Here is a 23,114-nt window from a genome sequence, read left to right as displayed (position 1 = left end):
AAAGGCAGGGAGGCCAGGTGTCGACAGTCGGCATCGTCGCTGAACGTCCGGGTGAAGCCCGCGTGTCGTCCAGCCCGAGTTCCGTGAAGAAGCTCGTCTCCCTGGGCTACGACGTCGTCGTGGAGCGCGGGGCCGGCGTGAACGCCGCGTTCACGGATGACGCGTTCGCCGCGGCGGGTGCCCGCATCGTCCCGCGTGAGAATGCGTGGGCCGCCGACATCGTGCTCAAGGTCGCGCCTCCCGTCGACGACGAGATCGCGCTGCTCGCAGACGGCGCGACCCTGATCGCGTCGCTGAGTCCCGCGCTCCGCCCCGACCTCCTCGCCGCCCTGTCGCAGCGGGGGATCACCGCGCTCGCGCTCGACGCCGTTCCCCGCATCTCGCGCGCGCAGTCGATGGACGTCCTCAGCTCGATGGCCAACATCTCCGGCTATCGGGCGGTCGTGGAGGCCGCCCACGAGTTCGGCCGCTTCTTCACCGGCCAGGTCACCGCAGCGGGCAAGGTGCCGCCCGCGAAGGTGCTCGTCGCCGGCGCCGGGGTGGCCGGCCTCGCCGCGATCGGCGCCGCCTCCAGCATGGGTGCGATCGTCCGCGCCACCGACCCGCGCCCGGAGGTCGCCGACCAGGTGCGCTCGATCGGCGGTGAGTACCTGGCGGTGGAGGTCGCGGGCGATCAGAACAGCGCCATGCAGTCCGCCGACGGGTACGCCAAGCAGACCAGCGAGGACTACGACCGCCGCGCCGCCGAGATCTACTCCGAGCAGGCGCGGGAGGTCGACATCGTCATCACGACCGCGCTCATCCCGGGCCGCCCCGCACCCAAGCTGCTGACGGCGGAGGACGTCGCGAGCATGCGGCCCGGTTCGGTCATCGTCGACATGGCCGCCGCGCAGGGCGGCAACGTCGCCGGATCGGTCGCGGGGGAGCGGGTCGTGACCGACGGCGGAGTGATCATCCTCGGCTACACCGACCTGCCGTCGCGGCTGCCCACGCAGTCGTCGCAGCTGTACGGGAACAACCTGGTCAGCCTCCTGATGCTGCTGACCCCGCATAAGGACGGCCGGCTGACGCTCGACTTCGACGACGTCGTGCAGCGGTCGGTGACCGTGGTGCGCGACGGCGAGACGACCTGGCCGCCACCTCCCGTTCAGGTCTCGGCCGCACCCCCGCGCGTCGCGCCTGCGCCCGTGGCGGCACCGGCGCCGAAGCAGCCGTGGCTGACGCCCGTGCGCCGGGCCGTCCTGGTCGCGATCGGCCTAGCCGCGCTGTTCCTGCTCACAGCGTTCTCGCCCGATCCGATCCCGCGCCACTTCACCGTGCTCGTGCTCGCGACCGTGATCGGCTTCTACGTGATCGGCAACGTGCACCACGCCCTGCACACCCCGCTCATGAGCGTGACCAACGCCATCTCGGGCATCATCGTCGTCGGCGCGATCGTGCAGATCACGACGCCGGACCTCGCCGTGCAGGTGCTCGCCGCCGTCGCGGTGCTGGTGGCCTCCATCAACATCTTCGGAGGCTTCGCGGTGACGCGGAGGATGCTCGCGATGTTCTCGCGCAGCGACGCAGGGCCGGGCGGGGCTGGGTCGGGCGGTGCCGGTCGCGGCGGCGCCAGGCGGAGCGGGGCCGGCCGGTGACCGCGGTCGCCGTGGCGGATGCCGCGTACCTCGTCGCCGCCGTCCTCTTCATCCTCAGTCTCGCCGGGCTGTCGCGGCACGAGACCTCTCGGGGCGGCGTGCTCTACGGGATCGCCGGAATGGTCATCGCGCTCGCCGCGACGATCTGGCTCACCGCCGAGAACGCGCTCGCTCCGTCCGGCCTGGTGCTGATGGCCGTCGCCGTGCTGATCGGCGCGACCATCGGGCTGTGGCGGGCGCGCGTCGTGCAGATGACCGGGATGCCGCAGCTGATCGCCCTCCTGCACAGCTTCGTCGGGCTGGCGGCGGTGCTCGTCGGCTGGAACGGCTACCTCTCGCACCCGCACCTGCCGGGCGCGCTCGCCGGGGTGCACAGTGCGGAGGTGGTGATCGGCATCTTCATCGGTGCGGTGACCTTCACGGGTTCGATCGTCGCCTACCTGAAGCTGTCGGCGCGCATCTCGTCGAAGCCGCTCGTCCTCCCCGGCAAGAACGTGCTCAACGTCGGCGCCCTGGTCGTCTTCGTCGCGCTCGCCGCCTGGTATGTCGTCACCCCCGAGCTGTGGCTGCTGGCGGTGGTGACGCTGGTCGCCCTCGCACTCGGCGTGCACCTGGTGGCGTCGATCGGCGGCGGCGACATGCCCGTCGTCGTCTCGATGCTCAACAGCTACTCCGGCTGGGCTGCAGCGGCCTCCGGGTTCCTGCTCGACAACGATCTCCTGATCGTCACGGGCGCGCTCGTCGGCTCCTCGGGCGCCTACCTGTCGTACATCATGTGCAAGGCGATGAACCGGTCGTTCCTCTCGGTGATCGCCGGCGGCTTCGGTATCGAGGCGCCAACGGCCTCGGGTGCCGAGGAGCAGGGCGAGTACCAGGAGGTCACCGCCGAGCAGACGGCGGAACTGCTCAAGAACGCGACGTCGGTGGTGATCACCCCCGGCTACGGAATGGCCGTCGCGCAGGCGCAGTATCCCGTCGCCGAGCTCGTGAAGAAGCTGCGCGAGAGCGGCGTCGAGGTGCGGTTCGGCATCCACCCCGTTGCCGGCCGCCTCCCCGGCCACATGAACGTGCTGCTCGCCGAGGCGCGCGTGCCCTACGACATCGTGCTGGAGATGGACGAGATCAACGACGACCTGCCGCACACCGACGTGGTCCTCGTCATCGGCGCGAACGACACCGTCAACCCGGCAGCGGCGGAGGATCCCGGAAGCCCGATCGCGGGCATGCCGGTGCTGCGCGTGTGGGAGGCCAGCCAGGTCGTCGTGTTCAAGCGGTCGATGGCCGCGGGCTATGCGGGCGTGCCGAACCCGCTGTTCTACCGGGAGAACGCGCGAATGCTGTTCGGCGACGCGCGCCAGGCGGTGGACGAGATCCTGGGGTACTTCTAGACGTGACGACCTCGATCGCAATGGAGACAGCATGACCGACCAGACCACGCCGCCCGCACCCGGCTGGTACGCCGACCCCTACCGGGAGGCGCCGCTGCGATGGTGGGACGGAACGCAGTGGACGCCGCAGGTCAGCGGGCCGCCGGCCGGCACGCCCGCCGCGTTCGGTGTCGCCGCACGCCGTCCGCTGGCGCAGGAGACGCCCGTGTACACCGTGTGGATCTGGCTGGTGGTGCTGCTCCCGTTGGTGAGCATCCTGTTGCTGCTGGTGACGAACCCGTTCAGCGGCTACGCCCACTTCATGCAGACCATGGAGACCTCCGCCCGCCCGTCGCCCCAGGACTTCCTGCAGATCTACAGCCCGGCCTTCCTGATCGACGTGCTGGTGGGCTGGCTCCTCTACGCGGCGATGATCGTGTTCGCATGGCTCGACTACCGCGAGCTCGGCCGCCGCGGTGTGGAGCGCCCGTTCCACTGGGCGTGGTCCTTCCTCTCGAGCGCGGTCTACGTGATCGGCCGCTCGGTGATCGTGCGCCACGTCGCCCCGCGCCGCGGCCTGGTGCCGATCTGGGTGCTGATCGCGGTACTGGGGGTCAGCTTCATCGTGACCGGAACCCTCGTGGCCGAGCTGACGGCATCGATCGTCCGAGACCTGCCCCGCCCGGGCGTCGGAGCCTGAGAACCCCGTGTCCGGCCGGGCACGCAACGTCCGTTATGATGGCTCTCGTGCGTCCGCCCGCGGGCGCTCAGGAGACGTCGCATAGTCAGGCCTAGTGCACCACCCTGCTAAGGTGGAGTCCCCGTAAGGGGACCGAGGGTTCAAATCCCTCCGTCTCCGCCACTAAATATGCTGGTCAGCGGCTATTTTGGGTTGGCGCATCTGGTCCAAAACCCCACAAAAGCCCCACAGCTCGCCCGGCAGATCCGCGCCATTGCTGCGATCTGGCGCTTTTCGAGCCCCCACAACCGGGCGACGCTGCCGTCATCGAAACACTGTCGTTGAGATGGGCCGTGGGTAAGCCATCAGAGGAGGCAGCCCGACGCCAGTGGGCGTGGCCGACGGCATGACACCGCTCAACACGTGCCAGCGGTCCCTAGCCAGGGGCATCATCCCCGGCCTGATCGCTCGCGGGCTGCGTCGTGGTGGATATCTGATCTTTGAATGCCTCTGCGAAAGGCTTCCACTCGTCACCGAACTCTTCATCCATCGCGGGCGGCTCTGGGGGCCTACCGCCTTCGTCGTATTCGGCGACATAAACCTGCGTCTCGACCGCAAGCTCCGTCGCGGTGATGACAACGTCTTCGTCGAAAGCGTCCCCTAGATCGGGGAGTACGCCGTCCGTCCTTAACCTCTCGGTGATCGTGAGTGTGACCATCGCCAACATCATCAATCGCGCGACGACGGGAATAGCTGCCCGATAACGCTCCTCCACGCCATATGCACGCCCCTCGTCGCGTCTCGCAGTGTCCGCGTGGACGACGTCCCCATAGATCCACGAGAAGGCGAGGGCATTGTCACTGATACGAGACTCAGGTTCGCCGTTGGTCTGGACTCGCACCTCGTAGAACCCCAGGTTCTTCCCGTTCGGATTTGTCTTCGCCCACTGCCTCTTCATCTCCCGTAAAGACTCAAGACCGCTGCCGGAGAGTCCAGCCTTCTGCGCAAAGTAGAGCAGCGCGTTCATCACCTTCGCGTGGTAAGTGTCCTCACCGTTGAGTATGAGCGGCCGTACGCGAGCAGCGGCACTTTCTACCTGTTCTTCTGGGGGCACCTTCACGATCACTCTCATATCGCCCGTTTCCGGCGTGAAATGAATGGTCAGCCTCGGGTTCTGCAGTTCCATCAGCAGCTTTGCATCCCGAGCTAGCGAGTGGGCTCGAATACGACGCGCGCGAAGGACGAAGGACTTGAGCGAACTGAGATGCCGTTCCTCGTGGTCTGCCATATGCCCGATTCTAGGGAGCGAAATCACGACCCCTCTCAGCCGCCAAGAACGGGCATGAGCCGGCCCGCCGGTCGCTCGGCGGGTCGCTCGGCGAGTCGCTCGGCAAGGGGTGTCCTACACCTGGGCCCGAAGGCTATCCCTAGACTTCGGAGTGTGAGTCCAGACCGTGTAGACGTGACGACGTGGGAGTTCCTACGCGTCGAACCTCGCGGTGCATCAGAGAAAGTGTGGCTGTCGGAACCAGGCGGATCATCCACGCGTCCTGAAACACATTGGCTATTCAAACCGGCCACTATACAGACCAACGGCAATCGACAAGTAGGCGACTGGGCTGAGGCCGTCGCCTCGACCTTAGCCAACGACCTGGAGGTACCAGCGGCCGAGGCGCGGCTCGCCGTTCGCGACGGGATCGAAGGCGTCGTCACGCGAAATGTGCGGCCAGCCGAATACGACATGGACACGGGTCGGCTCGCGATGCTGGACGAGATCGGCGTGGAGCTCCGAGACTCCCTACGGGATCGGTCGGCGTCGATCGGGCACTCGCTCGAAAACATCCGTCGAACCCTGGACGGGTATGCACCACCACCGCAGGCACCGTCCTGGGCGGCGTGCACCGCATATGACGTGTTCGTTGGATATTTGGTGCTTGACGCCCTGATCGGCAATGGCGACCGTCACGAGCAGAACTGGTCGGTTCTCCGCGCGCGGTCCAGTGCAGGGCCAGTTGACGCGCTGGCGCCGGCGTACGATATGGAGGCGAGCTTGGGCTTCCAACTCACGGACACTGCGAGGGCCACGAGGCTCGCCGACCCCGTCGCGCTGGAGTCGTTCGCATCGAAGGGCCTGGCACGCCGCTTCGATGGAGACTTGAGGACCTCGCTGGTTGACCTGGCAGCGCGAGCTTCGAAGAGTTGCACGGATGCGGGAAGAGCACGACTCGCCGGACTGTTGAATTCATTGTCAAGTGCCAACTATGAGGCTATCCTCGCGCTCCACGGCGGAGTGTCGGAGGCCACGTGTAAGTTCGCAGGTGCAGTGTTGGAGATCAATGGAAGGAGGATCCAAGATGCCATCCGTGCTTGAAGCGCCGGGTGCTGCCGTCGTGACTGAGACCGAGCTACTCGTCATCTGGCAGCAGCCCGGCACACGTGCGATGATTCCCGTCGGGATCCTTACATTTGACGGCGCAACCTACACCTTCGATTACCTTCCCAACGTCGCTGACGTCGCAGAGTTCAGGCCGCTTCTTGGCTTCCGCGATCTCACGAAGACCTACAAGAGTGATGAACTTTTCCCCCTGTTCCGCGAGCGAGTGCTGGACCCAACGCGTCCAGACTTCGTCCGCGTACTCGATGGGCTGAGCCTCGACCCGGAGTCAGCGACCCTTTGGGAGCAACTCGTTCGTTCGGGAGGATCTTCTGAAGGGGACACCCTCCAGGTCACTCCTTTCCCTCGCGAAAGTGCAGATGGCTGGACATGCACCGCGTTGGTGGCAGGCGTTCGCTATTTGGCTAAGAAAGCCGTCGAGACGGCCGATGGCTTGACGCGTATCTACTCAGACGTCGAACTCGAAGATCTACTGGGGCGGCTGACACCGGGTCAACCGCTTCGGGTTGTCGCCGAGCTTGGAAACGACTACAACGCAGACGCCCAACTGTTCTTCACCGAGCACGGGGAGCCCGTGGGTTACGTGCCTGACTGGCTCGCGAAGCTCATGGCTCCCTGCCTCAAGGATGGAACAAGCGTCCGAGCCGTTGTAGAGCGTGTGAACGGAATGGGTGGGGGTTGGCATCTGCGGGTGCTCGTGACTCTCCACGCCGACGAACCATTCGCGAGTCTTCAAGGTCGGCTCGACGCGGCCACTCGTTCTCATTGATCTGCGTACCCGAGAGTCCCCTGGGTCCCAGCGTCAGCCAACGGCGCTGTATCTGGGATTTTCCTAGTTGAGGGTCCGCTCGTAAACTGCGGTGCCGTCTAGCAGAGATGACGAGTGCGCTGGGATTAGCGGGCTGCCGCCGCGGCCCCCACGAAAACCCCACAACTGTGGTCAGCCTGGATGGTGCTCAGTCATCCGGGAGCCGCGGAATTCCGCGGTTTTCTGGGCATTTTGAGATGCGTTAAGGGGCCTCGTCAGGGTTCAAATCCCTCCGTCTCCGCCGATCGAAACCCCCGGAATCTCAGTGATTTCGGGGGTTTTTGTTGCCAGATTTGCCCATCACCCACAAGAACCCCACAACTGATTTCGCGGCAACGTCATCAAGGCGCGCCGAAACGTCGTCCAGGTCACCGTCGAAAAGGTCGGCGTAGATATCCAGAGTCATGGCCGCGGAGGCGTGGCCGAGCATCCGTTGGATGGCTTTCACGTCGGCGCCGGCCGACACCGCGAGACTCGCCGCAGTGTGCCGGAGGTCGTGCAGGGTCATCTGCAGGATCCCAGCTGCGATCCGCGCCGTGACGAACCAGGAACGCGAAGCGGTGCTCACCCGAGTGCGGCGCAGGTACATGCCGCGCTTGTCCGCGAGGACGAACTCGTCAGGTCCCTTGCCTCGACAAGCGGCGCAAAGCCGGGTCCGGGAGGCGCGGGAACGGGACGGTGCGACGCTTGTGCGACTTTGGGTGTGCCGACCTCGATGATTCCGTCGACCTCGACCTCGACCGCGTTCTCGGAGACGCGGATGCGCCGGCGGTCGAAGTCGATGTCCTTGACCCGCAAGCCGACCATCTCCGCCCAGCGCAGACCGGTGTAGCAGAGCGGGAGTCGTGGACCTGCTGGTGGGGCAGGTAGACGTGCTCCTTCGGGATCTTCCGCGGCAGCTTGATCTCTCGGGCCGGGCTCTGGGTGATCCACATCGATCGCGCTCCCCCTGCTCGAGATCGGCCGGCTCGCAGCCGTAATGCTGCTTGGGAGTGGAGCGCGGCGACGTGCGCACAGTCGCCATGCCGGTTCGCGCTGGAGCATCCATCGGCGCCCCTCGGTGAACATCTGGGCTTCACGCTACGTGTAAGACGTTGCTAGATCGAGGGGTATCGTTGCGCTGCGCGGGCGTCGCCGCCGACGCCGGGTAGGTGCGGCTCCCCGATAGAGTTCGGTCATGCAGGTCGTACGAGCTTCCCGACGGCTCCGGATCACTGGTCGTGGAAAGTGTGGATGGTGGGCAACCGATTCGAGGGCAGTACACCCGGGATCCAGAGTTACCTCGAACGCCAGCATGGGCGACGCTTTGGCCTTCCACTCTGAAACCGACGGGTGGGCGATGGCGGACGCCGTCGGGGCTCCGGAGTTCGAGAACGCCGATCTGATCACTGCACGGTTCGGTGCGGTCGCGGCGAGCGTTTTCCGGACGGACGTGCCGTCCGCTGAGGCGGCGTCGTGACGTCGTCCGAAGCGCCCCGGCGTGCCCGCGCGGTGAAGTCCGTCGAGTTCTTCGACCTGCGCGAGCCGGTGTACCTCCTCGACGACGACGCCCGCGCAACCTCCAGCGCGGTGGTGGTCTGGCGCCCGCTCGGCTACTTCCTCCTCGCCGTGCTGTGGTTCATCCTCGCCGTCATCGCCTTGGCCGTCACGATCGCGGTCCTGCCCTGGCGGCTGTCAGCGGAGGACGTCGGCCCGCTCGGCGACGCGCCAGGGCTCGTCGGTGCCGGTGTCATCGGCGGGCTGATCGCCCTCCTCATCGTTGGTCCCGTGGTGGGAGCGATCTGCGGCGTTTTCGTGACCGTCTCGGTGGGCTCGTTCCTGAGTGCGTCGACGTACTTCGTTCGCTCGTTGCGGCCGTCTTACCGGGGCGAGAAGCTGTCGTTCTCGGCGCGCAGCCGCGGCGCAGAGGCGACGGGACCGGCATCTCTCTTCGGATTCGGCACCGCCTTCTCGCTGATTCCCGTGCGGCTCACGCGCTGGACCAAGATCGTGACGATCCTGACGGCACAGGGGCTCGTGGTCAACGTCACGTTGTGGGTGCTCGGCGCGTGGTGGGGCTGGTTCTACTTCTTCACCGTCGGGTGGCTGCTGTGGCCGGCCGAGGGCGCTGCAGCAGTCGTGTGCACGATCGTGAGCGTCGCGCTGTTCGCCGTGTTCCTCTACTTCGTGTGGCGCAACCGACGCGAATACCCGGACATCATGCCCTCCGCCTATCGTGGCACCCCGTACGAGCGGTCGTGGCCGAACCGGCCCCAACAGAAGGCGGCGCGCACGGCGAAGGCACCCGCTAGGAAGGGGTCGAGGACCTCGTGAACAGCATGGGGGAGTCCTCTCCGGGTGACTATCCAAACGGCGCAGGTAGCGTCGAAGACACAAGGTCGGCGAGATGGGCCACCCGGTGAAACGCAGTGGGAACCAACGACGTCCCGCACACGCAGAGATAAGCCCGAGCGTGATGAAGCGCAGGGGAATCATGATCGCCGGAGTGCTCGCGGCGGTGCTCGGACTCACGGGGTGCGCGTCGCCGAATCCAGATCCGGTAAAGTCCGCACTGTCGTCGGCTTCCGGAATCCAGTCCGCCAAGGTTGTCGTCAACCATCCCGGCGCCCCGTGGAACACCCAGACCCTCGTCACCGTCCGAGTGTCCGATGGCTCGGTCGCGACGAGCGAGGCCGCTGCGCGGACCGTCGCCCAGACGCTCGCCGGGACGCCTGTCGCTGAGCACGACGTTTACGTGTACTTCGACTACGACGCACCGGAGGGCGCCACGGCGCCGCCGATGCACGTCGGCGTAGATACGCTGCGGCAGGTCGCCGGCGAGCTCGGCCTCGATGCGGGTGCGGCCAGAGAGTCGCTTCACATGCGGCCGGCCGACATCCGACGCCTGGCCACCAAGGAGTAACGCGACTTTGCGCGGGGTCGGGTTTTCGGTGAAGGTGGTCGGATCGAGCGGGAGCGGGTCGTGGCGAGATGGCGGGTCAGGGTTCTGGTTGGTGAGTGCGTCGAACAGGGGGTTGCAGGTGTGCGGCAAGGAGAAATACTCAAGGCGAGCGACGAGCGGTTCTTCGCCGATCCTGAAGCCGGAACCGAGAGGTCGTGCACAAGGTGAGATGCGCTCGAATGTGATGAACGGCAAGGCGATCGTGATGGCAGGAGTGCTCGCGACGGTTTTGGGGCTGGCCGGCTGCGCCTCGCCCGACCCGGCCCCGGTGCAATCGGCGATCGCCACGGCGCCTGGAATCCTGGACGCGCGTGTCGTGATCGGCCACTCGGGAGCGCCCTGGAACGTCGACCCGATCATCACCCTGTACCTCGCCGACGCCTCGGCGGATGCGATCGAGGCAGCCGTGCGCTCCACGGCGAAGGCGATCTCCGGCGACGACGTGGCGAAGCATCCCGTCAGCGTCTTCGTCGTCATGGGCGAGCCCGATGCCTCCTCCGACGGAGACGGGATGCCGATTCCCGAGGGTGTCGGCACGCAGCTCGGAATCGGCGAGGAGGCCACGCGCTTCAGCATGATTCGGCTTACGCCTGACGACATCCGGCGTCTGGCCGCCGACCGGTGACGGTGCGGCTCCACCTGCGGGTGCCGGGGGAGTGGTTCGCCCTCGACCCGCAGGACGAGGCGACGGCGGCAGCCCAGATCGACGTGATCGCGCGGGATGTCGCGGGCGCTGCGGATGACGCGCCCGTGGAACACCCAGGCCCTCGTCACCGTCCGAGTGTCCGATGGCTCGGTCGCGACGAGCGAGGCCGCTGCACGGACCGTCGCCCAGACGCTCGCCGGGACGCCTGTCGCTGAGCACGACGTTTACGTGTACTTCGACTACGACGCACCGGAGGGGGCGCGGGCGCCGGGGCTTCGAGGGTGCAGGTCAGTAGGAGGAGCCGGAGTACCCGGCTGAAGCGGCGAACACGATCGTCAGGATGGTGAAGAGCACGATGAAGGCGATGTAGACGTAGCCGATGACGAGGCCAGCGATCGCGAGGCCTCGGCCGCTTTCGCCGGTGCGCTTGATCTGGCCGAGGGCGATGTGCCCACAGATCACACCGGCGAGCGGGAAGACGAACGCGCCGACGAGGGCGATGATCGCCAACACGTTGGTGCCGCTCTTCTGCGCCGGGTACGGGGCATAGGCGGGCGCGGCCGGCGGGTAGGCGTTCGGGTTCTGGTCGGTCATGGTGAGGTGACTCCGATAGGCGATGCGGGGTGGGTGAGGTGGCTAGTTCTGGGAGATGCTGCCGCCGAGGATGCCGGCGGGGTGGGCGGCGGCAGCGATGGCGTTGGCAGTCTCCTGGAACGCCGTATCGGTTTTGGCGGCGCCGATCGCTCCGCCCTTCAACGCCCCTGACATCATGTTGCGGTTCAGGCGCGCGACCAGGCGGCCCTGCTGGTCGACCATGAAGTCGACGAGGAAGGACACCTGGAAGTTCTTGCCCGCCATCGCACCCAGCCAGAAGGTTCGGGCAGCGCTCCCGCGCTTGGCGAGCAGACCACCGGACGGGGTGGTAGTGACGGTGAAGCCCTCGGCGTGGAGCGCAGAGGTGACGAGTTGCTTGGCGGCCTCGTGGTCGCCGAGCAGGAAGAAGTCGTGGGCGGACGCCATGGCGGGTTCCTCGAGTTCAAGGGGCGGGTGTTGGTCACCTGAAGGGTGCGTCGGGGACACTCTATCGGGGGACGAATGCTTCTGCATCCCGCTGGCCCAGCGGAGGTACTGCTTGGTCGAACGGGGAACCGGTCAGTGCCGAATTTGCGCACATTTTGCGCGCAACCGAGTGAGGTCATAGGAGGTTGGAGCGGGTCAGCCAGGCCTGTAGATCGTTGATCTCACGCTGCTTTTGAGGGGGGTTGGGTGGTGGCGACAGGACCCAGGATAGAGGGGCTTAGGGAGCGGCGTCGGGTTCAATCCCTCCGTCTCCGCACCGCAACAAGAGCGCTGGTCGGAGGTGTTTGTCCGGGCACCCCGCCCCCTCACTAAGCCAACAGCTGCTCCAGCACGAGCGAGCGCGGTGTCGGCAGGCCGCCGACGGTGGATCGGCCGGTCACGAGCGTGCACTCGACCCACGGGGTGATGGGGGAGGCGTCCTGATCGTCTTCGAGCTGGGCGACGAGCCATTCGACCGCGCGGGAGCCGACGGCCGCGAGCTGGGGGTCGATGGAGGTGAGGAAGAGTTCCCGCTCGCCCGCTTGGCCCGCCGTGTTGTCGAAGCCGACGATGGCGAGGTCGTCGGGGACGCGCCTGCCGGACGCCTGCAGTTCGGCGGCCAGGCCGACGGCGATGGCGTCGTTGCCGGCGAAGATGCCGTCGAACTCGGCGCCGGAGTCGATGAGACGGCGGGCGGCGTAGAAGCCGGATTCGCGGGAGAACGTGCCGTACAGGGGCTCGTGCGCCGGCTGCAGGCCGTGCGCCTCGAGGGCGATGGCGAAGCCGCGGGCGCGGCCCGCCACGGTGGCGAGCTCGGCCTCCGCGCTGACATGTACGAGGCGTGTGCGGCCGAGGCCGATGAGGTGCTCGGCGGCGAGCCGGCCGGCCTGCTCGTCGTCGGGGAGGAAGACGGCGTCTGCGGGGTCGCTCGACTTGCCGAACGCGTAGGCGACCGGGCCGCCGAACTCCTGCGTGATCGATCGGCTGACTACGTCGGCGCCGTCGCCGATCACGACGATGCCGTCGACCTGGCGCGCCTGCAGCTCGCGGAAGTGGGAGTGACGCAGGTCGACGCTGTGCGCGGCGTCGTAGAGCACGCTCGCGAGGTTGAAACGGCTGAGGGTGCGGTTCGTGCCGACCAGGACCGGCATACAGAAGGCGCCGGAGGCGTTCTCGGCCAGGATGCCGATCGTGCGGCTGCGGCCGGACGCGGTCGCCCGCGCGAGCGCGTTGGGGCGGTAGTCGAGCCGTTCGGCTGCCGCGAGCACGCGCCGGCGGGTGGCGTCGGCGATCCGGCCGGAGTTGTTCATCACCTGCGACGCGGTCGCCAGCGAGACGCCGGCCGCCCGGGCGATGTCGACCAGTCTGACCGGTTTGGACTCCACGGATCGGCCCTCTTTCCTGCACTGGATCTCAGCGCATCCTATCCAGGCGCACGTCACGCCACCACTCGATGGTAAAGCGCTTTGGCGACTTCTTGTAGAGTGACCGAATGGTCGAAGGATTCGTGGCGCCCGGGTGGCGCGCAGTGCGGGACGCATTCGCCGAGGCGATCGGGAGCGAGCCGGACGAAGGCGGCAGCCTGAGCATCCGGCACCATGGCGAGGTCGTCGTGGACCTCTGGGGCGGAGCGGACCCGCTCTCGGGCGCCCCATGGCAGCGGGACACCGTCACGCTCGGTTTCTCCATCACCAAGGGTGCGGCGACGGTGTGCCTCCTGCAGCTGGTCGACCGCGGGCTCGTCGGCCTCGACGACCGCGTCGCCCAGCACTGGCCGGAGTTCGGCGCGGCGGGCAAAGAGGCGCTGACGGTCCGGGATGTCCTCACCCATCGCGTCGGCCTCCCGTACATCGATCTCGACCCCATCACGCGGGCGAGCGAGTGGGAGACCGTCACCTCCGCCCTCGCCGCGCAGCCGAGCCAGTACCCGCCGCGCGAGTGGGTGGTCTATCACGCGCTCAGCTTCGGGTTCCTGGTGGGAGAGATCGTCCGCCGGGTCTCGGGCATGCCGGTGGGGGAGTACTTCGCGAAGCAGGTGGCGGACCCGCTGGGTGTCGACTTCTGGATCGGCCAGCCCGCCTCGGCCGACGAGCGTTACCTGCCCAGCCTCACACGCCTCGTCGAGGCTCCCCCGAGGCCGCCGGAGCCCGTCAGCGACGTGTGCGAGGCCGCCTGGCTTTCGGCCGCGCAGCTCCCCCCGCTCTTCGCGCGCGTCGACGGCCGGCTGGGCACCGAGCCGTTCAACCAGCCCGAGTTCCGTCGCGCGGTCATCCCCGCGGGCAACGGCGTCACCAACGGTCGCGGACTCGCCGCGATGTACGCCGCCTGCATCGGCGAGGTGGAGGGCGTGCGCCTGCTGTCCGACGGCATCGTGCGCAAGGCGTCAGAGAACCAGGCGGCCGATGCCTCCCTGCCCGACTGCACGGGAGGGACTCCCCTGCCCGCGGTCTGGGGTCTCGGCTTCGAGATCAGCAACCCGCTCAACCCGATGATCGGGCCCGGGTCGTTCGGGCACTCGGGCATGGGAGGCCGGCTCGGCTTCGCGCATCCCGCGACCGGCATCGCGTTCGGCTTCGTGAGCCAGCGGATGCTCTACCCCGAGGTCGGCATCGACCCGCGGTGGGTTCCGATGCTCGCCGCCGTCGAGGGCATCGTCGGCCTCTGACGCCGCGGGGCGCTCACGCCCCCAGCGATCAGGGCAACGGATCAGCGGAGGGAGTGAGGAGCTCCACCTGCTCCAGGGGGAGCGGTGTCAGCGCCGTCAACCGCCACCAGCGGGCCGGAGTGGACGGGGTGGCCAGGGCGAACACGCGCAGCTGATGCGCCCAGGCGTACTCCTCGTCGCGTTCGTCGGCGACGCTCCACGCCGTACCGTCGGCGGAGCGCTCGAGCCGCCACGCGTAGCGGCCGGGTTCGGCGAGCGTCAGCGTCGTCAACTCGGGTGCGGCAGCCTCCCGCAGCTCCCACGTCACGCACGCGCCGGCGGCCAGCTCGACGGTCGTGGCACCGATGTCATCGGTGAGCGCAGCGGCTGCGGGCCCTGCGCCGGACGCGACCCGCGCGTCCCGCAGGGCGTCGTCGAGCAGCGGGAGGTCGTGGTCGCTCAGCGACGACGGACGTGCCTCCGGCGAGGCGCCCCAGGCCGACGGCTCCGGACCCATCGTGAAGACGAGACGCGCGTCCCGTGCGATCCGCGCGTGCGGGATCGCCAGCGACTCCCACGGCTCGCCGTCGAGGGTCAGCGACTGCACGTAGACGTTCTCGGGAGCCTGGTTCTCCGCCACGATCTCGAGTGTTCCCGCACCCGGGATGTCGACCGTCAGGCGGGGGAAGAGGGGCGACCCGACGACGTACTCGCCGGATCCCGGCGCGAGGGGATACAGCCCCATCGCCGAGAAGAGCCACCAGGCCGACATCTCCCCGTTGTCCTCGTCGCCCGGGTAGCCCTGACCGATCTCCGACCCGGTGAAGAGCCGCGCGAGCGACTCCCGCACCAGGGCCTGCAACCGGTGCGGCGCTCCCGCGAAGGCGTACATGTACGGGACGTGGTGGGCCGGCTGGTTGGAGAGGCCGAACATCCCCAGCCGGATGTCGCGCGCCTCTGTCATCTCGTGGATGACCGACGGGTACGTGCCCCGCAGTTCCTCCCGTGCGGTCTCCGGGGTCGAGAAGTAGGCGTCGAGCAGGCGGGCGAGGCCCTGCGGCCCGCCGTGGAGGTGCGCGAGCCCGGCGCCGTCGTGGGGAGCGCTCACGGCCATGCCCCAGGCGTTCGTCTCGGTGTACCCGCCGCCCCAGACCGCCGGGTCGAAGGGCTCCTCCCAGTCGCCGTCCGGGGTGCGGGAGCGCAGGAACCCGGTCGCCGGGTCGAACAGCCTGCGGTAGGCGAGCGCGCGGGAGTGGAAGTAGCGGGCCTCCGCATCGAGCCTGGAGCGGCGCCCGCTGCCCGTCGGCGCCAGCCGGGCGAGCGCCGTCGCCTGCACCCAGAGGCCGAAGTCGTTGATCGCCCCCTCGACGGTCCAGGAGAGACCCTCGTCGAGATCGTTCGCGACGTAGCCGCGATACAGCGTCGAGCGGAGGCCCTTGCGTCCCGTGAAACGGCTCGGCGGGTGGACGGTCGCATTGCGTAAGGCCGCGTCGTACGCTTCCGCGGCGTCGAATCCGGGGGCGTGCTTCGTCACGGCGTCGGCCGAGATCACGTCGAAGCTGGTGCCCACCATGGCGTCGAGATAGCCCGGGGCGCTCCAGCGCGCGGTCCAGCCGCCGTCGCGGTAGTGCTGGAGGAAGCCGTCGAGCAGATCGCCGACCCGGTCGGGCGCGAACAGCAGATAGCCGGGCCAGGAGGTGCGGTAGGTGTCCCAGAAGCCATTGTTGGCGTACATGCGGCCGGAGCGCACGGCGGATCGGCTGTGGTCGGGGCCGTCCTCCTCCGCGGCGTCGATGAACGGGCTGGCGTAGCGCTCGTGCGGTCCCGACCCCTCGGTGAGCGCGGTCGGGTAGAGGAAGAGGCGGTAGAGGTTGGAGTAGAGGGTGACCAGCTGATCGTCCGTCGCCCCTTCGACCCTCACGCGCGACAGCAGCGCGTTCCAGGCGCGCTTCGCGGACGTCGCGACGTCGTCGATGCCGCGTGAGGGCGGCAGCTCCGTCTCGCGCGCGGCGCGGGCCTCCTCTGCGCCGATCCAGGAGGTGCCGACACGCACCGTGATCGCCCCGTCCGCGTCGGGGCGCACACGCAGGACGGCGCTGTCGGGCGCGCCGCCGATACCGGGCACGACGGAGGCCTCCTCGGTGCGCCCCGACACGACGGCGTCGAAATAGAGGCGAGGGAGACGGGTCGTGTGCGGGCCGCGACTGTCGACATGGCCGCGGACGGCTTGCGGCGTGCCGGGGTCGAGCACGTACGCGCCTCCGTCCAGACGGTCGAACATGAGCCGTGCCTCGGCAGTGCCGGCGCCCAGCTCGAAGCGGAAGATCGCCCCGTGATCGGTCGCGGCCACCTCGGCCGCCGTGCCGTCGGCCAGTCGCACCCCGTAGCGGTGCGGGCGCGCGCTCTCGTCGTCGTGGTCGAATGCGGTGCCTGCCGGATCGGGTTCGCGCGGCCCGGGGGACGCCGACAGCAGCAGCACACCGCGATCGCCCACCCAGAGGCTCGGCGTGTGGGAGATCGCAAGCCCGCGCAGCCGCGGCAGCCTGCCGTGCTCCGAGTGCTGATTCCAGGCGTAGTTCCAGTGCGCGTTCGCGGTATCGGTCATCGGCGTCACCAGGGTGAAACCGTGAGGGAGGCCCGCGAACGGCATGGTGTTGCCCCGGGAGGCCGTCGGCGACGACTGCGTGCCGCGCGTGGTGAGGACCAGCTCGGCGGGGGAGGCGTCCACGGGCAGCCGCCGAGCCGGCACGATCGCCACGCCGTCGATCCACGTGCTGAGTTCGCCGGAGGTCGGCCCGACCGGGGCCGGCGCGTCGACCACGACCTCGATCGCGACGACCCGGCGGCCGGCGTGGGCCGCGAGTGGGAGGCGGCGGAGGTTCCACTGGTCGGGCGTGAGGGCGGCGCGCTCGAGCGACGCCCTCGCCGATGCCGGGAGGCCGTACTGGTCGGCTGGATCCGCCGCCAGCAGCCGGGTGCCGTCGTCGAAGAGCAGGTCGACCGCGATGGCCGATGCGCGGAAGGCGTCGACGATCTGTGCGGAGTGGTCGAAGGCGGGGAGGACGGCGTAGCGCAGTTCATCGTCTTCCCCGAGCACGATGCTCTCCTCGCGCAGCACAGTGCGGTCGAGCACGGCGACCGACGCCGGCCAGGAGGCGCGGAGCGGGGAGTCCGTGAGCAACCCGGCCCCGGCCGCGGCGGCCGGGGCACGCTCGGGTCCGGGTGACGGAGAGAGGGTCACGCGGGTCATCGTCGGCTGCTCCTTCGGGGCTCTTCGATCCGTGACTTGACACGTCGGACCGAAATCGTCATGCTTTCATCTTGTCGATGATAAAGCGCTTTGGCAAACAGCATCTCGAAGACATGGCATGCGAACAGCCGAGAACGTCGACGGAACCCCGAACGCCTATGAAAGGTTTCAAAGATGAGACTCACCCGGATCGCCGCAACGGCCGCCGGCATCGCCACCGTCGCACTCGTCACCTCCCTCGCCGGCTGCTCCGCCAGCCCGAGCGCCGAGGGCAGCGCGGTCGAGCTCGTGATCGGCAACCAGCCCGCAGCGTCGCAGACCGCAGAGCTCGCCCTCTTCAAGGAGCAGGTCGCCGCCTTCAGGAAGCTGCACCCGAAGTGGAAGATCAGCACGAGCGAGACCGGATGGGACTCCCAGACGTTCCAGGCCAAGCTCGCAGGAGGCGACCTCCCGACGGTGATCGGCGTGCCCTTCACCGAGATGGCCGGCCTTATCAAGCGCGGCCAGGCCGCCGACATCACCGCGTCGCTCGACGGAGCCGGCGTGAAGGACGAGCTCAACTCGTCGATGGTCGACCTGGCGAGCAAGAACGGCAAGACCTACGGCATCCCGACCTCGGCCTACGCGCTCGGGCTCGCGTACAACCGCGATCTCTTCACCCAGGCCGGCCTCGACCCCGACAAGCCTCCGACGACGTGGAACGACGTGCGCACGGCGGCCAAGGCCATCACCGATAAGACCGGCCAGACGGGCTTCTCGCAGCTGACCAAGGACAACATGGGCGGCTGGATCCTCACCGCCGAGACCTACACACGCGGCGGCGCCATGGAGAACGCCGAGGGGACGAAGGCGACCTTCGACGCCGCGCCCACCAAGGACGCCCTCACCTACCTGAGCGACCTCCGCTGGACGGACCGCTCGATGGGGGCGAACGCGCTCGTCGGCATCTCCGACATCGCGCAGGATTTCGCGGCCGGCCACGTCGGCATGTTCGTCATCCAGTCCGACGCGTTCGGCACACTCACGCAGCAGCTGAAGATGGCGCCGAAGGCGTTCGGCTTCGCCGCGCTGCCCACCGTGACGGCGTCGGAGAAGCCGGTCACCCTCTCCGGCGGCAACATCGAGATCGTGAACCCGAAGGCGTCCGACGCCCAGAAGGAGGCCGCGGTCGACTGGATCAAGTACGTCTACCTCGACAAGTACACCGACAAGGGCAACGCGGTGAAGGCCGCAGAGGCCGCTGCCGCGCAGGGCGCCCCGGTTGCGATCCCCGGGCTCTCGGCCGTGAGCGACGCGAAGTACACGCAGTACCTCGGCTGGGTGTCCGGCGTGAACAACGTCCCGGTCGACAACTTCAAGCCCTACCTCGACCGTGCCGCCACGCAGACGGTCAAGGCGGAGCCGCCGGTGAACGCGCAGGACGTGTACGCCGCGCTCGACCCGGTGGTCCAGGCCGTGCTCACCGACCGCAACGCCGACATCGACGCGCTCCTGAAGAGCGCAGCGGCGACGGTCCAGGGCAAGCTGGGCCGCTGAGAGACGGGCTCCGGCGGCGACGCGACCGGGCTCGCCGCCGGAGCCTCCCCACCCCCATCCCGCCGCGCCGGCGCGGCACGAGAGACGAAGACGACATGGCACGCACCCTCGACGAGCGGCCGCCGCGACAGCGGCCGGTCCCGCCCACGCCCGCTCGGGCGGCCGCCCCGCGCGCCGCCAGGCCCGGCCGCTTCCGGCGCTGGCGCACCCGCGGCGGGCTGAGCACCCTGCTCCTGGCGCTGCCGGTCATCCTGGTCTTCTTCTACTTCTCCTGGCTTCCGATCCTGCGCGGCGTGATCATGAGCGTCCAGCGCAACAACTACGTGGCCGCGCCCGACTGGGTCGGCCTCGACAACTTCGCCTACGTGCTCCACGACCCACTGCTGGGCACGGCGATCCTGAACACGCTGTACTTCGCGGTGCTGGCCATCCTGTTCGGCTTCCCGCTCCCGCTCCTCATGGCCGTGGTCTTCTCGACCGTGACCACGCGCAGGCGCTGGCTGTACTCGCTGCTGGCCTATGTGCCCGTGATCGTGCCGCCGGTGGTGGCGATCCTGCTCTGGAAGGTCTTCTACGACCCGTCGAGCGGGGGGCTGTTCAACAGCATCCTCGGGATGGTCGGCGTCCCGCCCCAGCCGTGGCTCAACGCGGTCTCGTCGGCCATGCCGTCGATCGTGCTGGAGGCCACCTGGGCCGGCGCGGGCACCTCCGTGCTCATCTACCTCGCGGCGATCGCATCGGTACGGCCCGAGCTCTACGAGGCGGCGGAACTCGACGGCGCCGGGATCGGCTCACGGATCTGGCACATCACCCTCCCCTCCATCCGCGGCATCGTCATGACCATGCTGCTGCTGCAGATCATCGGCGCGGCGCAGATCTTCACGGAGCCGTTCCTCTTCACCGGGGGCGGGCCGCAGAACGCGACCACCACGATCCTGCTGCTGCTGTACAAGTACGCGTTCCTCGACGGCGACTACGGCGCCGCGACCGCCCTGAGCGTGATGCTCGCGGTGGTGCTCGGCCTGCTCTCCGTGGGGTACTTCCGACTGACCAGGAGGTGGGCGGACTGATGGCCGTCGTCGAAACCACGCGAGGCACCCGCCGTCGCCGCCGCGAGTCCGTGGCCGAGGGATCGTTCGTCTCTCGACACGATCTGGGACGGACGCGCACGCGCGTCACGGTCCGCGTCGTGCAGGTGCTCGTCTTCGCCGGCGTCGTCGTCGCCGGGGCCGGTCCTCTGCTCTGGCTGCTCTTCGCCTCCCTCAACTCCACCCAGGACGTGCTGCGCGACCCGCTCGGGGTGTGGCTGCACGCCGGGCAATGGGGCAACTACCTCCAGGCGTGGAACCAGGTGGACGTGAGCCGCTACCTCGGCAACACCGTCGTCGTGGCGGTGGGCGCCTGGATCGCCAACCTCGCCGTCTCGGTGCTCGGGGGCTACGTCATCGCGGTGCTGCGGCCGAAATGGGGCAACGTCCTGAGCGGAGCGATCCTCGCCACGCTGTTCCTGCCGAGCGTCGTCTCGCTCGTGCCCCTCTATCTGACGGTGATCGACCTGCCGCCGTTCGGGATCAGCCTCCAGAACACCTACTGGGCGGTCTGGCTGCCGGCCGCCGCCAACGCGTTCGGGGTGCTCGTCGTCAGCACCTTCTTCCGCGCGCTGCCCCGCGATCTCATGGAAGCCGCGCAACTCGACGGCGCCGGGACACTGCGCGTGCTCTGGTACGTCATCCTCCCGCTCTCCAAGCCCATCCTCGGCGTCGTCTCGCTGCTCGCGATCGTCGCCGCCTGGAAGGACTACCTCTGGCCATCGCTGGTGCTGACGGACACATCACTGCAGCCGATCTCGGTGGCGCTGCCGATCGTGCAGAAGACCTCGGAGCTCTCGGTCTTCCTCGCGGCCCTCTTCCTCGCCACGATCGTGCCTGTCGTGCTGTTCCTGATCTTCCAGCGCCAGTTCCTCGCCAGCGTGAGCCTCTCCTCCGGAATGAAGGACTGAGGCCGCCACGCCCCACCAGCCCGGTCGCACCACGGTGCACGGCGACGATGCCGTGCGCTGACGCAGACAAGAAGGGAATCACCATGTTCCGAATGAGAGCGCTCGCGATCGCCGCGGCGGTCGGGATCTCAGCGGCGGCAGCCGTCGTCGCGATCCCGGCGCCCGCGCTGGCGGCGGGGACCACCTACTACGTGGACGCCGCCGCCGGCTCCGACACCGCCGCAGGCACGACGCAGGCGACCGCGTGGAAGTCGCTCGCCAAGGTGGGCGCCACGACGTTCGCCGCCGGCGACAGCATCCTGTTCAAGCGGGGTCAGAGCTGGGCCGGCCAGCTGCACCCGCTCGGATCGGGCACCTCCACCAGCCCGATCACGATCGACGCATACGGCACCGGCGCAGCGCCGAAGATCGACGGCGGTTCGCTCGCCGGCGGCGGCGCGGTGCTGCTGAAGAACCAGCACGACTGGACCATCCGCTCGCTCGAGGTGGTCAACGACTCCGGGACGGACAACTTCGGCACTCTGGCCGCGCCGGGCCTCACGCGCAGCGGCATCCTCGTCGACAACGCCGGAGGAGGGACGCTCAACGGCATCACCATCCAGGGCACCACCGTGCACGACGTCAACGGCTGCTTCAACTGCTCCGATGTGGACGCCCACCTGAACGGCGGCATCGTCGTCTACGCCGAGGGCGCCTCCGACAGCTTCAGCAACGTCCACATCGTCGGCAACACGGTCCACGACCTCGGCCGCACCGGCATCGTCTTCTGGGACGCCAGCTACTACACGACCACGCCGTACGCCCTGACCCAGTCGGCGCTCAGCACGGGCGTGGTGGTCGAGCAGAACGCGGTGCAGAACGTGGACAGCGACGGGATCCTGACGTTCGGCACCGACGGGGCGCTGATCCAGAGCAACACCGTGGGCAACCCGGGCCAGAAGACGATCGTCGGTTCGACGGAAGCGGCGTCCGCCGGGCTGTGGCCGACCCGTTCGATGAACACCACCGTGCAGTACAACGAGGTCTACGGCACGCTGACCCACGACACCGACGGCCAGGGCTTCGACTCCGACCTGCTCAACGTCAACACGGTGTTCCAGTACAACTACAGCCACGACAACCAGGGCGGGTTCCTGCTCATGATGGGTGGCTACTCGTCGACCCTCGTGGTGCGCTACAACCTCAGCGTCAACGACGGCTGGGGCGGGGTGAAGGGTGTCTTCACCTTCTCGTACGGCGTTCCGACCGGCACGGACATCTACAACAACACGGTCTACATCCCGTCGGGCGCCACCTCGAAGCCGATCTTCTGCGACGGCTGCGACGGCACCACCACCGGCGCGTGGAGCTTCCGCGACAACATCGTGGAGAACCACGGCAGCGGCGACTACCTGTACCCGAACGTCGCGGGTGCGGTCATCGACAGCAATGTGTTCTTCGGCAGCCACCCCGCGGGGGAACCGGCGGACGCGCACAAGCTGACGACCGACCCCCAGCTCGTCTCGCCGTCGGGCGCCGCCCCCACGGGTCTCACCGCGGTCACGGGATACCAGCTGCAGTCGACCTCGCCGGCGATCGGCAATGGAGCGGTCATCGCAGCGAACGGCGGCCGCGACTACTTCGGCCGCACGGTGTCCGCCACCGCGGCCCCCAGCCGCGGCTTCCACGAGGCGCAGAACATCTCGGGGCCCACGACGCTCGTCGACGACGCCAGCGGCTGGGGCGTCAGCGCGTCGCACACCTCGAACATGATCATCGACACCTCGACGCCGCTCAGCAACATGAACGGCGACGCGTCGCGATTCTCGCGATCCAACGGCTCGGCCGGCTCGGTGACCTGGCTCTTCGACGGGATGAAGACCTTCTCGGCCACGGTGTACGAATTCAGCGCGGATCTGACGAAGCTCACCTTTGCGAGCTCGCCGGACGGCACGACCTGGACGAACGTGGCAACCTCGCACACCACCCCGGCCGCCACCACCAACGGCTGGGCGTCGACGACCGTCACCCCGACGGCGACGCTGCCCACCGGCACGAAGTATCTGAAGGCGACCATCAGCGCCACCACGGCGTGGTCCATCGAGCTCGGCTCCCTCACGATCTCGAAGTGACCAGCGGCGGGGGGGGGGGGGCCCCCCCCCCCGGCGGCCCCC

20 protein-coding genes and 1 tRNA gene are annotated in these 23,114 nt (G+C 68.4%); 15 read left to right on the top strand and 6 right to left on the bottom strand.

All coding sequences use genetic code 11. From position 1 onward, the window contains the following. Positions 1-17 precede the first annotated feature (17 nt). The 4 genes from KNO15_RS06860 to KNO15_RS06845 all read left to right on the top strand — a co-directional run bounded on the left by KNO15_RS06860 (position 18) and on the right by KNO15_RS06845 (position 3,866). Entirely contained in the window at positions 18-1,637 is a 1,620-nt protein-coding gene (locus KNO15_RS06860; protein ID WP_241702729.1) for a Re/Si-specific NAD(P)(+) transhydrogenase subunit alpha, read from the top strand. Next, on the top strand, positions 1,634-3,025 hold the full coding sequence (gene pntB, locus KNO15_RS06855; protein ID WP_241702728.1) for a Re/Si-specific NAD(P)(+) transhydrogenase subunit beta: 1,392 nt from the start codon (positions 1,634-1,636) through the stop codon (positions 3,023-3,025). Before KNO15_RS06860 ends, pntB begins: the two co-directional genes overlap by 4 nt. Positions 3,026-3,056: 31 nt before the next feature. Further along, positions 3,057-3,704, top strand: coding sequence for a DUF2510 domain-containing protein (locus tag KNO15_RS06850; protein ID WP_241702727.1), 648 nt, complete (start codon positions 3,057-3,059; stop codon positions 3,702-3,704). 70 nt (positions 3,705-3,774) lie between these two features. Further along, a tRNA-Ser gene (locus tag KNO15_RS06845) sits at positions 3,775-3,866 on the top strand. Between the two features lie 253 nt (positions 3,867-4,119). Here KNO15_RS06845 and KNO15_RS06840 read toward each other — a convergent pair. Further along, positions 4,120-4,971, bottom strand: a complete 852-nt coding sequence (locus tag KNO15_RS06840; RefSeq protein WP_241702726.1) for a hypothetical protein — start codon at positions 4,969-4,971, stop codon at positions 4,120-4,122. Positions 4,972-5,124: 153 nt separating this feature from the next. Between KNO15_RS06840 and KNO15_RS06835 the strand changes: the two genes are divergently transcribed. Together KNO15_RS06835 and KNO15_RS06830 are read left to right on the top strand one after the other, a co-directional pair. Beyond that, positions 5,125-6,054 carry a HipA domain-containing protein gene (locus tag KNO15_RS06835; RefSeq protein WP_241702725.1) on the top strand — a complete coding sequence of 310 codons (930 nt, stop codon included), beginning with the start codon at positions 5,125-5,127 and terminating at the stop codon, positions 6,052-6,054. Further along, entirely contained in the window at positions 6,038-6,847 is an 810-nt protein-coding gene (locus tag KNO15_RS06830) for an HIRAN domain-containing protein (protein ID WP_241702724.1), read from the top strand. The genes KNO15_RS06835 and KNO15_RS06830 overlap by 17 nt, the downstream gene beginning before the upstream one ends. Positions 6,848-7,148: 301 nt before the next feature. Here KNO15_RS06830 and KNO15_RS23085 read toward each other — a convergent pair whose 3' ends face one another. After that, positions 7,149-7,910, bottom strand: coding sequence for a site-specific integrase (locus KNO15_RS23085; RefSeq protein WP_278046501.1), 762 nt, complete (start codon positions 7,908-7,910; stop codon positions 7,149-7,151). A gap of 153 nt (positions 7,911-8,063) precedes the next feature. Between KNO15_RS23085 and KNO15_RS06820 the strand changes: the two genes are divergently transcribed. The 4 genes from KNO15_RS06820 (at position 8,064) to KNO15_RS06805 (ending at position 10,452) form a co-directional block, all read left to right on the top strand. After that, a complete protein-coding gene (locus KNO15_RS06820; RefSeq protein ID WP_241702722.1) occupies positions 8,064-8,345 on the top strand; it encodes a hypothetical protein in 282 nt (93 codons plus the stop codon). Beyond that, the gene (locus tag KNO15_RS06815; RefSeq protein ID WP_241702721.1) at positions 8,342-9,199 is read left to right on the top strand and encodes a hypothetical protein; all 858 of its coding nucleotides are present in this window, start codon (positions 8,342-8,344) and stop codon (positions 9,197-9,199) included. The genes KNO15_RS06820 and KNO15_RS06815 overlap by 4 nt, the downstream gene beginning before the upstream one ends. A 139-nt stretch (positions 9,200-9,338) precedes the next feature. Continuing rightward, positions 9,339-9,788: a hypothetical protein gene (locus tag KNO15_RS06810; RefSeq protein WP_241702720.1), complete on the top strand. Its 450-nt coding sequence runs from the start codon at positions 9,339-9,341 to the stop codon at positions 9,786-9,788. 208 nt (positions 9,789-9,996) lie between these two features. After that, complete coding sequence (locus KNO15_RS06805) at positions 9,997-10,452, top strand: hypothetical protein (protein ID WP_241702719.1); 456 nt, start codon at positions 9,997-9,999, stop codon at positions 10,450-10,452. A gap of 309 nt (positions 10,453-10,761) precedes the next feature. Here KNO15_RS06805 and KNO15_RS06800 read toward each other — a convergent pair whose 3' ends face one another. The 3 genes from KNO15_RS06800 to KNO15_RS06790 form a co-directional block, all read right to left on the bottom strand. Then, complete coding sequence (locus KNO15_RS06800) at positions 10,762-11,067, bottom strand: DUF4190 domain-containing protein (protein WP_241702718.1); 306 nt, start codon at positions 11,065-11,067, stop codon at positions 10,762-10,764. A gap of 42 nt (positions 11,068-11,109) precedes the next feature. Next, positions 11,110-11,493 carry a hypothetical protein gene (locus tag KNO15_RS06795; protein ID WP_241702717.1) on the bottom strand — a complete coding sequence of 128 codons (384 nt, stop codon included), beginning with the start codon at positions 11,491-11,493 and terminating at the stop codon, positions 11,110-11,112. A 368-nt stretch (positions 11,494-11,861) separates the two neighbouring features. Continuing rightward, positions 11,862-12,917 (bottom strand): LacI family DNA-binding transcriptional regulator, encoded by a 1,056-nt coding sequence (locus KNO15_RS06790; protein WP_241702716.1) that lies wholly within the window; start codon positions 12,915-12,917, stop codon positions 11,862-11,864. Positions 12,918-13,024: 107 nt separating this feature from the next. Here KNO15_RS06790 and KNO15_RS06785 point away from each other — a divergent pair, with 107 nt between their 5' ends. Beyond that, positions 13,025-14,197 (top strand): serine hydrolase domain-containing protein, encoded by a 1,173-nt coding sequence (locus tag KNO15_RS06785; protein ID WP_241702715.1) that lies wholly within the window; start codon positions 13,025-13,027, stop codon positions 14,195-14,197. Between the two features lie 28 nt (positions 14,198-14,225). On the opposite strand, the gene KNO15_RS06780 is transcribed toward KNO15_RS06785, so the two are convergent. After that, complete coding sequence (locus KNO15_RS06780) at positions 14,226-17,426, bottom strand: GH92 family glycosyl hydrolase (protein WP_241702714.1); 3,201 nt, start codon at positions 17,424-17,426, stop codon at positions 14,226-14,228. 174 nt (positions 17,427-17,600) lie between these two features. On the opposite strand from KNO15_RS06780, the gene KNO15_RS06775 reads away from it, so the two are divergent. From KNO15_RS06775 to KNO15_RS06760, 4 genes are all read left to right on the top strand, one after another. After that, positions 17,601-18,962 (top strand): extracellular solute-binding protein, encoded by a 1,362-nt coding sequence (locus KNO15_RS06775; protein ID WP_241702713.1) that lies wholly within the window; start codon positions 17,601-17,603, stop codon positions 18,960-18,962. Between the two features lie 95 nt (positions 18,963-19,057). Further along, positions 19,058-20,032 (top strand): carbohydrate ABC transporter permease, encoded by a 975-nt coding sequence (locus KNO15_RS06770; RefSeq protein WP_241702712.1) that lies wholly within the window; start codon positions 19,058-19,060, stop codon positions 20,030-20,032. Next, positions 20,032-20,961, top strand: coding sequence for a carbohydrate ABC transporter permease (locus KNO15_RS06765; protein WP_241702711.1), 930 nt, complete (start codon positions 20,032-20,034; stop codon positions 20,959-20,961). Before KNO15_RS06770 ends, KNO15_RS06765 begins: the two co-directional genes overlap by 1 nt. Positions 20,962-21,044: 83 nt before the next feature. Then, entirely contained in the window at positions 21,045-23,072 is a 2,028-nt protein-coding gene (locus tag KNO15_RS06760) for a right-handed parallel beta-helix repeat-containing protein (RefSeq protein ID WP_241702710.1), read from the top strand. Positions 23,073-23,114: the final 42 nt, after the last annotated feature.

The organism is Leifsonia shinshuensis (assembly GCF_022606355.1).
Taxonomy (GTDB): Bacteria; Actinomycetota; Actinomycetes; order Actinomycetales; family Microbacteriaceae; genus Leifsonia; species Leifsonia shinshuensis_B.
This window is presented reverse-complemented; position numbering and strand designations above follow the sequence as displayed.

What these genes read in the sequence shown, in the direction of transcription:
- KNO15_RS06850 (WP_241702727.1), top strand. Translation starts at nt 3,057, where the DNA reads ATGACCGACCAGACCACGCCGCCCGCACCCGGCTGGTACGCCGACCCC.
- KNO15_RS06840 (WP_241702726.1), bottom strand. Translation starts at nt 4,971, where the DNA reads ATGGCAGACCACGAGGAACGGCATCTCAGTTCGCTCAAGTCCTTCGTC.
- KNO15_RS06830 (WP_241702724.1), top strand. Translation starts at nt 6,038, where the DNA reads ATGCCATCCGTGCTTGAAGCGCCGGGTGCTGCCGTCGTGACTGAGACC.
- KNO15_RS23085 (WP_278046501.1), bottom strand. Translation starts at nt 7,910, where the DNA reads ATGGCGACTGTGCGCACGTCGCCGCGCTCCACTCCCAAGCAGCATTAC.
- KNO15_RS06820 (WP_241702722.1), top strand. Translation starts at nt 8,064, where the DNA reads ATGCAGGTCGTACGAGCTTCCCGACGGCTCCGGATCACTGGTCGTGGA.
- KNO15_RS06805 (WP_241702719.1), top strand. Translation starts at nt 9,997, where the DNA reads ATGCGCTCGAATGTGATGAACGGCAAGGCGATCGTGATGGCAGGAGTG.
- KNO15_RS06800 (WP_241702718.1), bottom strand. Translation starts at nt 11,067, where the DNA reads ATGACCGACCAGAACCCGAACGCCTACCCGCCGGCCGCGCCCGCCTAT.
- KNO15_RS06795 (WP_241702717.1), bottom strand. Translation starts at nt 11,493, where the DNA reads ATGGCGTCCGCCCACGACTTCTTCCTGCTCGGCGACCACGAGGCCGCC.
- KNO15_RS06785 (WP_241702715.1), top strand. Translation starts at nt 13,025, where the DNA reads ATGGTCGAAGGATTCGTGGCGCCCGGGTGGCGCGCAGTGCGGGACGCA.
- KNO15_RS06780 (WP_241702714.1), bottom strand. Translation starts at nt 17,426, where the DNA reads ATGACCCGCGTGACCCTCTCTCCGTCACCCGGACCCGAGCGTGCCCCG.
- KNO15_RS06775 (WP_241702713.1), top strand. Translation starts at nt 17,601, where the DNA reads ATGAGACTCACCCGGATCGCCGCAACGGCCGCCGGCATCGCCACCGTC.
- KNO15_RS06770 (WP_241702712.1), top strand. Translation starts at nt 19,058, where the DNA reads ATGGCACGCACCCTCGACGAGCGGCCGCCGCGACAGCGGCCGGTCCCG.
- KNO15_RS06765 (WP_241702711.1), top strand. Translation starts at nt 20,032, where the DNA reads ATGGCCGTCGTCGAAACCACGCGAGGCACCCGCCGTCGCCGCCGCGAG.
- KNO15_RS06760 (WP_241702710.1), top strand. Translation starts at nt 21,045, where the DNA reads ATGTTCCGAATGAGAGCGCTCGCGATCGCCGCGGCGGTCGGGATCTCA.